10 protein-coding genes and 1 pseudogene are annotated in these 14,580 nt (G+C 69.7%); 6 read left to right on the forward strand and 5 right to left on the reverse strand.

Annotated features, from left to right (window positions below; translation table 11 throughout):
* Positions 1–18: 18 nt before the first annotated feature.
* Both Q9R22_RS01925 and Q9R22_RS01930 read right to left on the reverse strand, forming a co-directional pair.
* On the reverse strand, positions 19–963 hold the full coding sequence (locus tag Q9R22_RS01925) for a spermidine synthase (protein WP_206478759.1): 945 nt from the start codon (positions 961–963) through the stop codon (positions 19–21).
* 181 nt (positions 964–1,144) lie between these two features.
* A pseudogene (locus Q9R22_RS01930) lies at positions 1,145–1,438 on the reverse strand (MTH1187 family thiamine-binding protein); the annotation flags it as partial.
* A 94-nt stretch (positions 1,439–1,532) separates the two neighbouring features.
* Here Q9R22_RS01930 and pta point away from each other — a divergent pair.
* Together pta and Q9R22_RS01940 are read left to right on the forward strand one after the other, a co-directional pair.
* Positions 1,533–3,626, forward strand: coding sequence for a phosphate acetyltransferase (gene pta / locus Q9R22_RS01935; RefSeq protein WP_131332142.1), 2,094 nt, complete (start codon positions 1,533–1,535; stop codon positions 3,624–3,626).
* Positions 3,627–3,744: 118 nt separating this feature from the next.
* Entirely contained in the window at positions 3,745–4,977 is a 1,233-nt protein-coding gene (locus Q9R22_RS01940) for an acetate/propionate family kinase (RefSeq protein WP_131332141.1), read from the forward strand.
* 143 nt (positions 4,978–5,120) lie between these two features.
* On the opposite strand, the gene Q9R22_RS01945 is transcribed toward Q9R22_RS01940, so the two are convergent.
* Positions 5,121–5,624 (reverse strand): phosphoribosyltransferase, encoded by a 504-nt coding sequence (locus Q9R22_RS01945; protein WP_064846448.1) that lies wholly within the window; start codon positions 5,622–5,624, stop codon positions 5,121–5,123.
* 98 nt (positions 5,625–5,722) lie between these two features.
* Between Q9R22_RS01945 and Q9R22_RS01950 the strand changes: the two genes are divergently transcribed.
* Entirely contained in the window at positions 5,723–7,285 is a 1,563-nt protein-coding gene (locus tag Q9R22_RS01950) for a nucleobase:cation symporter-2 family protein (RefSeq protein ID WP_131332140.1), read from the forward strand.
* Between the two features lie 170 nt (positions 7,286–7,455).
* Here the strand turns inward: Q9R22_RS01950 and Q9R22_RS01955 are convergent, their stop codons facing one another.
* Complete coding sequence (locus Q9R22_RS01955) at positions 7,456–9,366, reverse strand: ABC-ATPase domain-containing protein (protein WP_131332139.1); 1,911 nt, start codon at positions 9,364–9,366, stop codon at positions 7,456–7,458.
* Between the two features lie 173 nt (positions 9,367–9,539).
* On the opposite strand from Q9R22_RS01955, the gene Q9R22_RS01960 reads away from it, so the two are divergent.
* Positions 9,540–10,691, forward strand: a complete 1,152-nt coding sequence (locus Q9R22_RS01960) for a helix-turn-helix domain-containing protein (protein ID WP_085106766.1) — start codon at positions 9,540–9,542, stop codon at positions 10,689–10,691.
* A complete protein-coding gene (locus Q9R22_RS01965; protein WP_085106765.1) occupies positions 10,688–11,518 on the forward strand; it encodes a hypothetical protein in 831 nt (276 codons plus the stop codon). The genes Q9R22_RS01960 and Q9R22_RS01965 overlap by 4 nt, the downstream gene beginning before the upstream one ends.
* Here Q9R22_RS01965 and Q9R22_RS01970 read toward each other — a convergent pair.
* A complete protein-coding gene (locus Q9R22_RS01970) occupies positions 11,490–12,737 on the reverse strand; it encodes an MFS transporter (RefSeq protein WP_131332137.1) in 1,248 nt (415 codons plus the stop codon). The genes Q9R22_RS01965 and Q9R22_RS01970 overlap by 29 nt on opposite strands.
* A 75-nt stretch (positions 12,738–12,812) precedes the next feature.
* Between Q9R22_RS01970 and Q9R22_RS01975 the strand changes: the two genes are divergently transcribed.
* Entirely contained in the window at positions 12,813–13,865 is a 1,053-nt protein-coding gene (locus tag Q9R22_RS01975; protein WP_131332136.1) for a hypothetical protein, read from the forward strand.
* Positions 13,866–14,580: the final 715 nt, after the last annotated feature.

A 14,580-nucleotide genomic window follows, 5' to 3' on the forward strand; every position in this document is an offset into this window, starting at 1 on the left:
TCCCTGACGACGACGGCGCTACGCGGCGTCGTCTCCGCCCGTCACCGGCCCCTCCGGGATCGGGTCCGCCGGCTTGTCGTGCCACGGCTGGGTGCCGGCGGCCAGTTCGCGGCACCACGCGGTGTCCTTGTACTGGGCCGGCAGGGAACCGCCGAGCAGCTCGCGGGCCAGCGCGGCGGCGTCGGCGGAACCGGCCTGCGGCAGCGGTGCGTGGGAAGCGGCGAGCACCACGTTGCCGTAGCGGCGGCCCTTGAGCATCGCGGCGTCCGCCACGGCGGCCACGTGCTCGAAGACCTCGAGCAGCGCCGCGATCTCCGCGCGCGTCCCCTTGAGGTTGCGGGTGTCCCCCACGTTGAGCAGGTAGAGACCGGCCGGGGCCATCACCCGGTCCACGTGGTGCGCGAACTCCAGTGTGCGCAGGTGCCCAGGCGTCTGCTCACCGGCGAAGACGTCGCGGATCACCAGGTCCCGTGACCCCTCAGTGAGGGACTCGGTCACCGCGCGGGCCTCCCCCGCCCGGATCCGCAGCAGGGGCGCGCGGGGCAGCTCCAGCCACTCGCGCACCAGGCGGGCGAGGGCGGCGTCGAGTTCCACGACCACCTGCCGCGCCTGCGGGTAGCGCCACGCGAGGTAGCGGGCCATCGAGCACGCGCCGCCGCCCAGGTGCAGCACGCGTAGCGCGGTGGGATCCAGGCGGGAAGAGACGTGCTCCTCGGCCACCGTGGAGAACCAGCGCATGTACTCGAACTCCAGCTGCTCCGGGTGGTCCGGAACGATGTGCGAGGACGGCACCCCGTTCACGCGCAGCACCCACGCGCCGGGCACGTACGTGTCCTGCTGCAGCTCCACAGTGCCGGTGTCCGTGACCCAGGTGCGCTCCACGAGACCGGGGGCGTCCGACGACGTCACCCGCGCGGGTTCAGCAGCCTGCTTCCGGTTCTTCTTCTGGCCCTTCCTGCTCACAGAGCGCGGCGAGGGGTCACTGCCGGCCGTCCGCGGACGGTTCGCTCCGCTCGGCGGCGTGCTTGCCTGCAGTGCGTTGAGCCGCCGAATCCTGGCCGCCGGCATCCTGCCCGGCCGCGCCGTCGGAACCGCCTGCCGTGATCCCGCGGCGCTCCTTCGAGCGGCCAAGTTCGTGGCTGTGCAGCGCGGACTCCAGGCGCTCGAGCTTGCCCGTGAGCTCACCGGTGTGGCCGGGGCGGATGTCCGCCTTGAGCACCAGGGACACGCGCGGACCGTACTCGGCCACCGCGGCCGTGGCTTCCTTGACCACAGCCATGCACTCGTCCCATTCGCCCTCGATCGTGGTGAACATGGAATCGGTGCGGTTGGGCAGCCCCGACTCGCGCACCACGTGGACGGCCGCGGCGACGGCGTCGTGGACGGAGGCATCGGGATTGTCCCCACCGCTCGGGGAGACTGAGAAGGCAACCAGCATGTGACCAGTGTGGCACCGGCACTGCGCGGGCGCGACCCCCGCCCCGGTCCATAGACTGGAGGCACAGCCGACCGATCGCGAGGGAGCACGTTCCATGACGCAGGGCATCTACATTTCCGCCATGACACCGCGGAGCGGCAAGACGCTGGTGGCACTGGGCCTCGCGGACACCATGTTCAAGCGCACGGACGCCCTGGGTTTCTTCCGTCCGGTCTTCGACGGCGCGGCACCGGAAGACGACTCCGTCCTGCAGCTCATGAAGCGCACCTTCGACCTCCCGGACTCCCGGTGCCGGGGCGCGGTGTCTCTGGAGCGCTGCCGCGAGATCCTCGCCTCAGGTGAGCACGACGACCTCGACTCCGCCGCCATGGCCGTGTACTCCGAGATGGCGCTGGAGTGCGATGTGCTCGTCGTGGACGGCACCGACCTGCTGGCCCACAACGCGGTCACCGCCGAGTTCGACCTCAACGCCCGCCTGGCCAACAACATGGGCTGCTCAGTGGCCGCGGTGATCGGAGCCCACGAGTCCGGGCGTGTAAAGGACGTGCTCAACGCGATCGACGTGACCCGCACTGAGCTGCGCCAGGCCGGGTGCGACATCTACGCCGTGATCGTCAACCGCGCGGACCCGGAGCAGGCGGAGCAGATCCGCCGGGAGGCCAAGCCCGGCAACCACAACCTCCCCGCGTACGTGATCCCGGAGATTCCCGCGATCTCCAACCCCACCGTCGCCGAGCTCGTGGACGCCCAGGGCTACGGCACGGACTTCAACTCCGCGTCCCTGGACCGCGACATCAAGGCCGTGAAGGTGGCCGCGATGACCGCCGGGAACTTCCTGGACCAGATTGCGGACGGGGACCTGGTGATCACCCCCGGGGACCGGACGGACGTGGTCTCGGCAACCCTGGCGTCGTCGTTGGCGCCCACGCTGCCGGTGCCCGCCGGGATGCTGCTGACCGGAGGCTTCCGGCCCGCCGGCGCGGTGGGCTCGCTGCTGGGCGCGGCTCCATTCCCCGTGCTGACCACCGAGCAGGACACCTTCACCACCGCGCAGGCCGTGGCCGGCACGCGCGGCACCCTGGCCGGCGCGCACTCCCGCAAGATCGCCGCCGCGCGCGGCGCGTGGGCGGAGCACGTGGACAGCGACGAGCTCTCGGGGCGGCTCACCCTGCCGCGGCCCGTGCGGCGCACCCCCCTGCGGTTCCTGCACGAGCTCGTGGAGTCCGCGCGGGCGGACCGCAAGCGGATCGTGCTGCCCGAGGGAGACGACCCCCGCATCCTGCGCGCCGCGGAGCTCATCCACCGGCGCAACTTCTGCGACCTCACCGTGCTGGGCGATCCCGAGACGGTCCGATCGCTCGCGCAGTCCGAGGGCATTGAGCTCGACTTCGACGCCGACGGCCTGGACCTCGTGGACTTCCAGCACGACGCCGCACTGCGCGAGAAATACGCCGACGAGTACGTGAAACTGCGCTCCCACAAGGGTGTGAGCAAGGGACAGGCCCTCGAACGGATGACCGACGGTTCCTACTTCGGGACCATGATGGTGCAGATGGGGGACGTGGACGGAATGGTCTCCGGAGCGGCCCACACGACCGCCAACACCATCCGCCCCGCCCTGGAATTCGTGAAGACCCGGGAGGGCGTGAACATCGTCTCCTCGGTGTTCTTCATGCTGCTCGCGGACCGCGTGCTCGTCTACGGCGACTGCGCTGTGAACCCCAACCCGGACGAGCAGCAGCTCGCGGACATCGCCCTGGCCTCCGCGCAGACCGCCCGCGAGTTCGGCGTGGAGCCGCGCGTGGCCATGCTCTCCTACTCCACCGGCGGGTCCGGTTCCGGGGAGGACGTGGAGCGCGTACGCGCCGCGACCGACCTCGTGCGCGAGGCCCACCCCGATTTCGAGGTCGAGGGGCCCATCCAGTACGACGCCGCCGTGGATGCCTCGATCGCCAAGTCCAAGCTCCCGGGGTCGAACGTGGCCGGACAGGCCACCGTGTTCGTGTTCCCGGACCTGAACACGGGCAACAACACGTACAAGGCCGTGCAGCAGTCGGCGGGCGCGGTGGCCGTGGGGCCCGTGCTCCAGGGACTGCGCAAACCCGTGAACGACCTCTCGCGCGGGTGCACCGTGGACGACATCGTCAACACGGTCGCGATCACCGCGATCCAAGCACAAACACTGTGACGACACGGCGGCCCCGCGCGCGGGGCCGCCGTACCCGCGTTGGTGACGCAGCGGCGTCGTCAACCCCGAACTCCGCCACTGGCAACCGCGGCCCGCGCGCCGCCGAAGGGAAACCACCATGCTCGTACTGGTCGTCAACTGCGGCTCGTCCTCCATCAAGTACCAGGTGCGGGAGGTCGAACCGGCGGACGGGGAACCGCAAGCCTACACTTCCTCCATGCCCGCGATCGACGAGAACGTCCCCCTCGCCACGGCCACGGCGGGAATGGCCGGCGGCGAGGTGATCACCAAGGGGCTGATCGAGAACATCGGCACGTCGGAGATCCAGGACCACACCCAGGCCCTGAAAATCCTCGCCCAGCGTCTGGACGAAGAGCTCGGCGGGCGCACCATCGACGCCGCGGGCCACCGCGTGGTGCACGGCGGCGAGCGCTTCTCCGCCCCCGTGCTGGTGAACAACGAGATCATCCGGGCGATCGAGCGGCTGGCCCCGCTGGCACCGCTGCACAACCCCGCGCATGCCCTGGGACTGCGGGCCATCCAGAAGACCTATCCGGGGATGCCCCAGGTGTGCGTGTTCGACACCGCCTTCCACCGCACGATGCCCGAGAAGGCCTGGCGCTACGCCGTCCCCGAGCAGTGGTACGAGCTACACGGGATGCGCCGCTACGGTTTCCACGGCACCTCGCACGACTACGTGACCGGCAAGGCTTGCGAGTTCCTGGGCATCCCGCGGGAACAGTTCAACACCGTGGTGGCCCACCTGGGCAACGGCGCCTCGGCCACCGCCATCCGCGAGGGCCGCTCCTACGACACCTCCATGGGCTACACCCCCCTGGCCGGACTGGTCATGGGCACCCGTAGCGGGGACCTGGACCCCTCCGTGGTCACCGCCATGCTGGAGCGCAACCCCGGGATGAGCGCCCAGGACATGAACCGAATCCTCAACAACGAGTCCGGTCTGCAGGGCGTCTGCGGGGACTCGGACATGCGGGCCGTGGCGCAGCGGGCCAGCTCCGGGGACCGGCGGGCACAGCTCGCACTGGACATGGCCGCCTACCGCCTGGCGAAGTACATCGGCGGCTACCACGTGGCAGTCGGTGGAGCCCACGCGCTGATCTTCACCGCGGGCATCGGCGAGAACTCCCCCAAGTTCCGCGCCCTGGTGTGCGACCAGTTGGGCGCGCTCGGGATCACCCTGGACCCCACGCTCAACGAGGCCCCCCGGGGGGACGTGGCCCGCATCAGTGCGGAGACCTCCGCAATCGAGGTCCTCGTGGTGGCCACGGACGAGGAGCGGGCCATCGCGGAGGCCACGGCCGGGCTGGTGTGGGAGCGGGTCAAGAAGTAACACCTCGCGCACCAGACCCCCCCCACGCCCCATCCCCCCCCTCCCCCGCAATCGCGTGCTTTAACGGAGCAGGTGCCATCTACTGTTCGGTAGACGGCACCTGCTGAGTTTTTGCAGCGCGCGGGGCGGCGCCGACGGGCGGATCAGCCCTGCTTGGTCACCGGCTCCTGCGCGGACCACGGGAAGACAATCCACTCGTCCGTGGACTTCCAAGAGAAGTCCGGACGGACCTCCGAGCGGGGCTTCTCGTAGACCACGGCGGAACGGCACTCGGCGCCATAGCCGCGCAGCAGCTCCAACACGAGGGAAAGGGTGCGTCCGGAGTCCACGACGTCGTCCACGACCAGCACCTTCTTGTCGCTGATGGAGTCCGTGTCCAGCATGGGGGCGAGCAGCACCGGGTCCGGAAGGGTCTCGTGGACGTCCGTGTAGAACTCGACGTTCACGGCGTCAGAGAGCTTCACGCCCATGGCGTAGGACAGCGCCCCGGCGGGCAGCAGACCACCGCGCGCCACCGCGATGATGATGTCCGGGACGAATTCCGAGTCCACGATCTGCTGGGCGAGTTCCCGGGTGGCGGTCCCGAACCCCTCCCAGGTCAGGATTTCCTTGTTGTCCAGTTCGGTGGAGTCCGCGTGAAAGGCCATTCCCGTAGGGTAGTCGGTTTCGCGCGGCGGGCACTGCACGCGCCGCGCCCGCCTACACTTTCCGTGTCCCCTCACGACTGCCCCGATCGAGGATCCTCATGCCCAGCAGCGCATCACCCGCCCTTTCCCACGAGCGGGGGTCCCGCCCCGAGGACGAACGGCTGGGCGCCGGGCGCACCGTGGCGTACGCCGTGCAGCACATCCTCACCATGTACGGCGGTCTGATCGCCGTGCCGCTCGTGGTGGCCAGTGCCGCCGGGTACGACGCCGCCACCACCGCCCTGCTCGTGGCCGCCGCCCTGTTCGTGGGCGGGTTCGCCACGTTCCTGCAGGCGTGGGGGCTGCCGCGGATCGGTTCCCAGCTGCCGCTCGTGCAGGGGGTCTCCTTCACCGGGATCGCCACGATGCTGTCCGTGCTGGCCACGGGGGGCGGCATCCAGTCGGTGATGGGCTCCATCATGGTGGCCTCCGCCTTCGGGTTCCTGGTGGCGCCCTTCTTTGCCCGCGTGCTCCGCTTCTTTCCGCCCGTGGTCACGGGGTCCATCATCACGACCATTGGCATCACCCTGGTGCCCGTGGCGGCGTCGTGGTCCATGGGCGGGGACGAGAAGGCACCCGGCTACGGCTCGCTGGGCAACATCGCCCTGGCGGGGGTCACGCTGCTTGCCGTGCTGCTGCTGTCCAAGTTCGGCGGAGCGGTGCTGTCACGGCTGGCCATCCTGGTGGCGATCGTGGTGGGCACCGTGGTGGCGTGGGCCACCGGCATGGCGGACTTTTCGCACGTGGGGCAGGGGCCGTGGGTTGCGCTGCCCTCCCCGTTCCACTTCGGTGCACCCACGTTCCACATGGCGGCGATCGTGGCCATGGGCATTGTGATCCTGGTGAACATGGCGGAGACCACCGCTGACATCCTGGCCCTGTCCGAGATCACGGGCTCGCGCATCAACTCGGCACGCATCGCGGACGGGCTGCGCGCGGACATGCTGTCCTCCGCCGTGGCGCCGGTGTTCAACTCCTTCACGCAGACGGCGTTCGTGCAGAACGTGGGCCTGGTGGCGATCACCAAGGTCAAGAGCCGCTACGTGGTGGCCCTGGGTGGCGTGTTCATGGTGCTGCTGGGCATGCTGCCCGTGCTCGGCCAGGTCATCGCCGCCATCCCCCTGCCGGTGATGGGCGGTGCGGGCTTCGTGCTCTTCGGCACCGTGATGTCCTCGGGCATCCGCACGCTGGCCCGCGTGGACTACCGCGGCGGCATGAACCTGATCATCGTGGCCGTCTCCCTGTCCTTCGGCATGGTCCCGATCGTGGTCCCCACCTTCTACGACGCGTTCCCCGACTGGGTGGGCATCATCTTCTCTTCCGGTATCTCGTCCGCCGCCGTGGCCGCGCTGGTCATGAACTTCTTCTTCAACGAGATGGGCCGCAGCCGGCGCACCACCGAGGCCATGGGCATGAACACCGTGGGGCTGCGGGTGCTCTCCCCGCGCGAGGCCGGCGCACTGCAGGACGGCGACCAGTTCGTGGACGGCCGGCTGCTGGATGCCCAGGGGCAGGAGATCCCGTTCGCGTCCTCCCAGGAGCAATACGAGTCGGTGCGCGAACGCATCAACGCGGGCGAGCTGACTTCGCTGGAGGACATTCGCCGCGCGGTGGATAACTAACCCCGGACGACGTCGCCCCCCACCTGCGCGTCTCTCCTCCCCTTCTCCTCCGCGAGTCTCGGCCTGTGCACCGCCGGTGCTCCACCGCCGCGGATTTCTGCCCCTCCTCTGCTCCGAGGGAGCAGCCGTACGAGGGGACGCACACCGCTGCCGGGGTCACGCGCTGCCCCTCATCGGCGCACCCGGTGGTAGGCCGCCACCACGTCCTGTGCCCTGGGCAGCGCCAGATGTCCCGGGTGGCCCCTGTGGTGGGCCAGGGCGTCCAGTCCGTCCCGCACCACCCGCTCCAGGGCCGCGTCCACCAGCTCGGTCAGAAGAGTGCGGCCGTCGGCCGTGCGCTCGACCTCCTCCAGAAGCCGCGCAATCGCTTCCGTCTGCGAAGGGTCCACGAGCTGGCTCAGAGCGGAGAGGTCCACGTCCTCGCGGCCCCACTGGATGGTGTCGAGACCGCGAGCGCGAGCGGGTTTGTCCCTGCCGCCCTGCTGGGTGGCGCCATGGCGCGGACCGGACCGGGAGGCATCGTGCCCCGCGGCACCGGGTCCGGACGGGGTGGTACCGCGTTCGGCCGGGACCGTGCCGGACGCTTCCGAGGCGCCGCCAGGAACGTGCGGGCGGATCTCCCCGAAGGACGCCGCAGGACGCATGTCCTCGGGGCGCGGGAAATCCCGCACCACCTGCCGGGCGCGCTCGGTGACATCCACGGCGCGGTAGGCGTCCATGGCCACCACCAGGTCCGCGACGTCCAGGAACGCCCCGGAGCCACCCGTGACCAGGATCGAAGACACCCCACGCTCCGTGTAGAGGGCCCCCACGCGGTCCACGAACGGTGTGATGGGCTCGCGTTCGCCCGGAACCATGGCGCGCATGCGTTCGTCCCGGACCATGAGGTTGGTGGCGCACGTGTCCTCGTCCAGCAGGAGCACCGCCGCCTGCGCCTCGACGGCCTCCACCGTGGCCGCCGCCTGGGACGTGGAGCCGGAGGCGTTGGACGTGCTGAAGTCGCGGGTGTCCGCGCCGGTGGGCAGGTTGTTGATGAACGGCGAGACGTCCGTGTGGCTCACGGCCCGGCCGTCCTCCGCGCGCACGGACATGGCGCTCGGCAGGGTGACCACGCGTTCGCGGCCGTCACCGGGAACGTGGCTGTAGACCCCGCGCTCCAGGGCCTGCAGCAGCGTGGACTTGCCGTGGTAGCCGCCACCCACGACCACCGTGACGCCCTCGGGGATCCCCATGCCGCTCACGGTCGACCCGTCTTCGAGCTCGAGCTCCACGCGCAGCTCCGGAGGCGTCTCGAACGGGACGGCGCCCCGGGCCAGCGGTTCGTCCCGGTGCCCGGAGGCGCGCGGCAGCACGGCGCTGTCCGCGACGAACGCCACGAGTCCACGCTGCGACAGCTGCTCCCGCAGGTGCTGGGCGTCCAGGTGGGAGGTCACGTGGGCCTGCAGGGCGCGGGCGTCCAGGTTCTCGTACCGCAGCGCGCGCTCGACTACGCCCGGCAGCACCTCCGTGAGCAGCCGGTGCGCGGCATGGCCCTTGATGCGGCGGCCCGCGGCGGGCAGGGCGATCTCGCAGCGCACCTCCACGGCTCCCGCGTCAGCGGTCTCCGACGACGCCGCACGGCCGGCTCCGCGCCCCCGGTCCACCGTTCCGGCGTCCCCCGCACGGCGCATCCCGGACTCGCGTGCCGGGGCGGGATCCACCGCGTTCCCGGGATTCGGAACGATCACGGAGGAGCGCTCGAGGATCTCCTGGCCCGTGCGCTGGATCGAGATGCCACCGGAGTCCTTGCCGCCGCGCGGACCCAGGTCCCGGGCGGCCCGGGCGAACTCCCGGGTGAGGAAGTCCCCGGCGGCCACGCGGGCGTCCCGGGTGGCGATCAGCTCGGGCGGGATCCTCGTGTCGGACAGGCTGACCCGGATCCGGGCCAGGGACGGCGGGGCGTACGGGTCCGACTGCACCCGGTCCACGATCAGCTCCGCATCCCCCAGCCGCCACGAGCCCTTGAGCTGCTTGTAGGCGCCGTAGCTGCTGCCGTCCAGGCGGCGGAGGGTCTGGGCGAGGTCCGTGCGCGGTGAGCTCATGGGTCCATGGCACCACACGAACCGGGGGTTCAGCACGCCCTGGCGCCAGCTCTTCCACGGAGCCGGCGAACGAACCAGACGCAGCAGCTTGGCAGGATCCAGAAGGATGGGCGGGCCAAGATTGACGCCACGAACCCGCGACTACTGTTTCTTCATATGCTAAGTTTCGCAATATGCGAAACGAGCAGTTTGAAGAAACAGTTCTCCTGCGTGAGTGCACGGGGCTGCTTCGATCCCTCCTCCCTGGCTCGTGGGACATAGAGGCCCAGCAAGAACCGCGCCGCGTGGGCTTCGGTGGCACAGACGGCGGCGGGCGCGTTGTTCGCCCGGATGCGATCGTCACCATCACGCCCCCCGCCGGAGAACCGCTCAAACTGGTCACAGAGGTGAAACGTTCGGTAGGTGGTCAGCTGCTCTCCCAGGTCGCCAACCAGGTTTCGCACTATGCCTCCATGGCGGGCGGGGAACCAGCACTGTTCGCGGAATACATACCCCCCTCCGTTCGTGGACGGTTGGAGGAACTGGGCATCAATAGCGTGGACACCACGGGATGGGTCCGTATCGTCTCCAGCTATCCCGCGATTCTCATGACGCACCCCGGGGCCACCCGGGCACCTTGGGTACGTGATGAGACAATTCAACGCCTCACGGGCCCCTCAACCTCCCGCGTCCTCCGACAGTTGATCACCTCTGATGCCCCCCTCGGTGTGCGAGAGCTTGCCCTGGCATGCAGTGTCAGCCCCGGCACAGTTGCCAAGCTCCTACCCACCCTGACAAGAGAAGGCATCATCACCCGGACCCCCCGGGGGGGGATTCAGTCAATCCATCGCCGGGAACTTATTTACCGATGGGCGCAGGACTACAGCTTCCTCTCCGGCAATCGGCACCCCCTCTCCCTGCTTGACCCCAGGGGCCCGGAGCATGCCTTGACGATGCTGCACGGCAGAGAGGATGTTCTGCTCAGTGGTGTCCATGCAGGACGTGCCCTGCTGCCGGAGGGAACCACTGCCGTGGTCCCCGCAAAACGCGTCCTGGCGTACACCGCAGACCCACTCCTTCTCGCCGAAGATCTGGGGCTGCGACGCGGGGAGCGAGCGCGAGCAAACGTTCTTCTGGCTGCCCCCATGGACGGCAGACTTATGGAGGAGGGGTGGGTCTCGCCCCGGACGGAACTCAGACTTGCGCCCACGGGACAGGTTCTGGTGGATCTCCAGTCCAGTGGTGGCCGAGAAGCCGACCTGGCGCACCAAGTGATGGAACGGCTGCCAGACGACGGCCGACCTTGGATCAGCGGAGAGACCGGCACGTCTTGGAGGTTCAAATGACTGCTCCCGTCGAATATGTCATGGCCAGGTCCGCACTCATCGACGCGCTTATCGCACTGCGCGATCACAGCTCAACCATCATCCTCATCGGGGCGCAGGCCGTCTACGAGTGGACGGGGGAGGGTGAACTTGCCGTCGCCGTCATGACCACGGACGCAGACCTAGCCCTAGATGCCAACAGGCTAGACCCCACACCTGAAATCGCCGCGACCCTCACAGCGCACGGTTTCTCCCGCCGCCCCGGTGGGAATCCTGGACAGTGGCTGAGCAGCAATGACATAGCCGTCGACCTCATGGTGTCCGAGCACCAGGCAGGGAAGGGTCGCCGTTCGGCCAAGATCCCACCGCACGAAAGTTTCGTGGCCAGACGGGGCCGTGGGCTGGCCCCCGCACTCATCGACAATGAATTGCGCACCATCGAGGCCCTCAGCCCTCGAGACTTTCGGAGGGCGCAGGTCTTAGTGGCGTCTCCGGCTGCGCTAATCGTGGCCAAGTGCATCAAAATCAAGGAACGCCACGAGGCAATGCAGGCGGGCGAGCGGAACCGCATCAAGGCCAAAGATTCGCTGGATATTTTTCGTCTCTTGTACGCCACAGAAACTGCGCCTCTCGCTGACAGGTTCATGATCCACCGCAGCTCTCCCGAAGCCGACAGTGAGTCCCGCGAGGCAATCTCGTTCCTGGCAACGCGCTCTGCCGACACTAACTCGCTCCTGCCACAGCTGGCCGCGCACGCCGCCGATGACGACGCAGGGGAGGTAGCAGAATCGTTCGTCCTCTTGGTGGAGGAATTGCTTCTCAGGCTCCAGGAACTGGACGGTCAGTAACCCGCCCCAGCACCAGCGCCACCACCAAGCACAGCACGTACGCCCCGGCGACGGCGGCCCATCCGGCGGTGAACGCCCCCGTGAGGTCCACGAGCTGGCCCACCACCACGGGCCCGAGCGCGAAGCCCAGGTACATCCCGGTGGCCACCAGTCCGGACGCAACCCCGATCCGTTCCTTGGGCACGGCGGCCACGATGCCCGAGTTGATCACTACGTTCGCCGCCAGTGGCAAAGCGGCGTGGAAGGCGACGCCCAGCCACATGAGCCAGTGCTGCTGCGTCGTCTCCGCGAGCACGAGCAGCCCGAGCCCCACGATCCCGCCCAGGCTCATGACCTGGATCAGCGGTGCGGGTCTGCCGAGCCTGCCGGTCACCCGGCCCCACCCGATCCGGCTTCCGATCCCGATCACCCCCATCATGCCCAGCAGCAACCCGGCCACCGTGACGGTGTACCCCATGGCCCGCACCGCGAACAGGGACGCGTACACATTCACGCCCTGCGTGCCCACCGCGTTGAGGAAGGACGTCAGCGTCAGCAGCCACACCGCGGGCGGCAGCGCCCCCGACGACGCCGCGGCGGAGGGCGCGACGGAAGAGGGAGCGGGCAGCGTCGTCGGGGTGTTCTCTCGGGCGCGGCGCTGCAGCCGGGTGACCACGGTCCACCCCGTGACGAGCAGGGGAACGCACAGCAGCGCGCCGAACAGTGCGGCACCCCGCCACCCGAACGCCGCGCCCGCCACCGGGAACGTGAGGCCCGCGACCAGCAGACCCACCTGCACCCCGGACTGCTTCCACCCCATCCACGCGGAGCGCTGGGCCAGCGGCACGCGCTGCGCGACGATGCGGTTGGTCACCGGGTTGGAGAAGGACTGCGCAAGACCCGCAATCAGGGCCGCGACCATCAGCATGGCGTAGGACTGCCACGTGGCGCTGAGCAGGAACGCCACCAGCACACCCCCGAAGATCAGGGTGAGCTGCACGCGGGTGTCGATGCGGTCCGCGAGCACTCCCAGCAGCGGCGCCGCGAGACCCGCTACCACGAACACCGCCGTGATGATGAACCCATACTGCCCCTCGGTGATCCCGTAGCTCTCCACGATGGTGGCGCTCAGCGCACCCACCCCGTAGTTGAACACCGGCCCGGCGGCCATCGCGGCCATGAGCACCGCCAGCAGGATTCCGGGGGCCTTGCGCGTCGGCGAAGATGGGGTGCGGGTCACAGTCGATCACCCTAGCCCCGCACCGCGCCCTCGACCTCCCGTAGGCTTTCCCCACGACTGAGAAAGGCGGACGTCATGAGTGACTCACTGGATCCGGAGCTCGCCCGGGCCCTGCAGGAACCGGCGCGGCTGGTGCGCGCGGACCCTGCACTGCTGGACACGGTCCGCCAGGCGGGTTCCCCTGCCCAGGCGGAACTGATGCGCCGCGTTTCGGACGTGCGCACCGTGGAGGACCGGTACGCGGCGGCCGCCATGCTCGCCGCCCTCTTCGGCCACCGCGGCCCGCTGGACCAGGCCGCCCACAGCTACGGCAGCACCCCGCCGTCCGAACTGCTGGACCTCGCCGATGTCCCGGCGCTGCGGCCCGCCCTGCGGGATGCGCTGTCCTCCCCCGTCCGCACGGGCCTGCTGGAGTGGGCCACCACCGCAAACCCTTCTCACCCGCCCCTCGAACTCGCCATGGCGGCCCGGGATCTCGGGCTGTCCGACGCTGCAGTGCTGCGTTCCGTCGCGGATCGCGCGGACCAGGTCGCCCACGACGCGGCACCCGCGCAGCGGGAGCCACTGGCCCGTTTCTCGGAGGTGCTGCGCGCGGCGGCGGACAACCCCCGGGACGGCGGAGCGGCGGCGTCGTCCGCGCCCGGTTCGATGCCGACGCCGCAGGGTCCCGTCGGCTCGCAGGGCCCCGCGGTCACGACCACCGGCATCCCGGCCTCCGAGATGCTGGGCGAGGACGAGTTGGACGAGCCCTCCCGGCCCGGACATCGCTACCCGGGCGAGGGCGTGCCCGTGCGCGACTCGATCGCGGGCCCCGGCGCCAACGCACCGCGGCAGACCTGGGAGCCGGGCAGCCTCTCGGGACGTCCCATCGGCGGCGAGTCCCAGGACGAGAACGACGCCGCCCACCCGGCCGGTCCCTCGGGCTCGCCCGACCGCCACAGACCGCCGGTGCCCCCGCGCGAACCGTCCACCAACGAGCTGTACTACGGCGTGGGCAGCGACCGGTACGCGGACCGGGACCCGGACAGCGAGCAGACCCGGGCCGAGGACCGCCACGTGGCCCGCAACTGGGCCATCGTGTTCGCAGTGATCGTGGCGGTCATCGTGGTGCTGGTGCTGCTGTTCTGACCGCGGTAGGACCGCCGACCCCCGCCGAGCCGGTTGGTTGGCCAGATCCGCCAGGCTCTGCCTGTTGCGCCGCCCGAACGAGTCCAGCTGCCCGTCGGTGAGCGGCTCGGTCATCAGCGCGTAGTCGTAGACCGGGACGATCTTGAGCCTGTCGCGCTCGAGCAGGGACGGGAACACGTTGGTGGCCAGCACGGCGCGAGGCGCCCGCACGAGCACGGCGTCGGTGTGGGCCACCACGCCGTCACCCGAGGTGTCCCGCTCGGTCACGCGGCTGTATTCGTGGATCTCGCCACCCAGCTCCGCGACCACCCGGGCCAGTGTGGCGGGGTGGCCTATGGCACACGCCCGCTTCCTCCACCGCCCGGCGAGGTATGTGGGGAGTGGACCTGCCCACGCACCGCGCGCTCATCCAGGAAGACGCTGGAGCCGTCCTCAGCATGGGGTTTGTTCAGCCACTGCACCCGGTGAGGCTCCACGGCCGGGTTGAGAATACCCGCGCGCTCGAAGTCCACGTCCATCCCATGGTGCTCAATCGGGGCGAGTGCGGCCGCGCTCCGGGCCGCTCTGCGGGGCGTTCGAACAGCACTCGACCGCGCCCCGTGGTGATGAGCGGTCATGCGGCGCCCGCGGGGATGTCGACGGTGCTGAGGACGCTGTATGGCTGGTTGTCCCCCATGCCGGACACCGCCGAAGGGCAGGCCCGCTCCGCCTGACG

Origin of the sequence: Kocuria sp. PD6, from assembly GCF_031844145.1 — a bacterium.
GTDB lineage: Bacteria > Actinomycetota > Actinomycetes > Actinomycetales > Micrococcaceae > Kocuria > Kocuria marina.

Excerpts from the sequence above, each read along its gene's own strand:
- pta (WP_131332142.1), top strand. The coding sequence starts at position 1,533 with ATGACGCAGGGCATCTACATTTCCGCCATGACACCGCGGAGCGGCAAG.
- Q9R22_RS01940 (WP_131332141.1), top strand. The coding sequence starts at position 3,745 with ATGCTCGTACTGGTCGTCAACTGCGGCTCGTCCTCCATCAAGTACCAG.
- Q9R22_RS01945 (WP_064846448.1), bottom strand. The coding sequence starts at position 5,624 with ATGGCCTTTCACGCGGACTCCACCGAACTGGACAACAAGGAAATCCTG.
- Q9R22_RS01950 (WP_131332140.1), top strand. The coding sequence starts at position 5,723 with ATGCCCAGCAGCGCATCACCCGCCCTTTCCCACGAGCGGGGGTCCCGC.
- Q9R22_RS01955 (WP_131332139.1), bottom strand. The coding sequence starts at position 9,366 with ATGAGCTCACCGCGCACGGACCTCGCCCAGACCCTCCGCCGCCTGGAC.
- Q9R22_RS01960 (WP_085106766.1), top strand. The coding sequence starts at position 9,540 with ATGCGAAACGAGCAGTTTGAAGAAACAGTTCTCCTGCGTGAGTGCACG.
- Q9R22_RS01965 (WP_085106765.1), top strand. The coding sequence starts at position 10,688 with ATGACTGCTCCCGTCGAATATGTCATGGCCAGGTCCGCACTCATCGAC.
- Q9R22_RS01975 (WP_131332136.1), top strand. The coding sequence starts at position 12,813 with ATGAGTGACTCACTGGATCCGGAGCTCGCCCGGGCCCTGCAGGAACCG.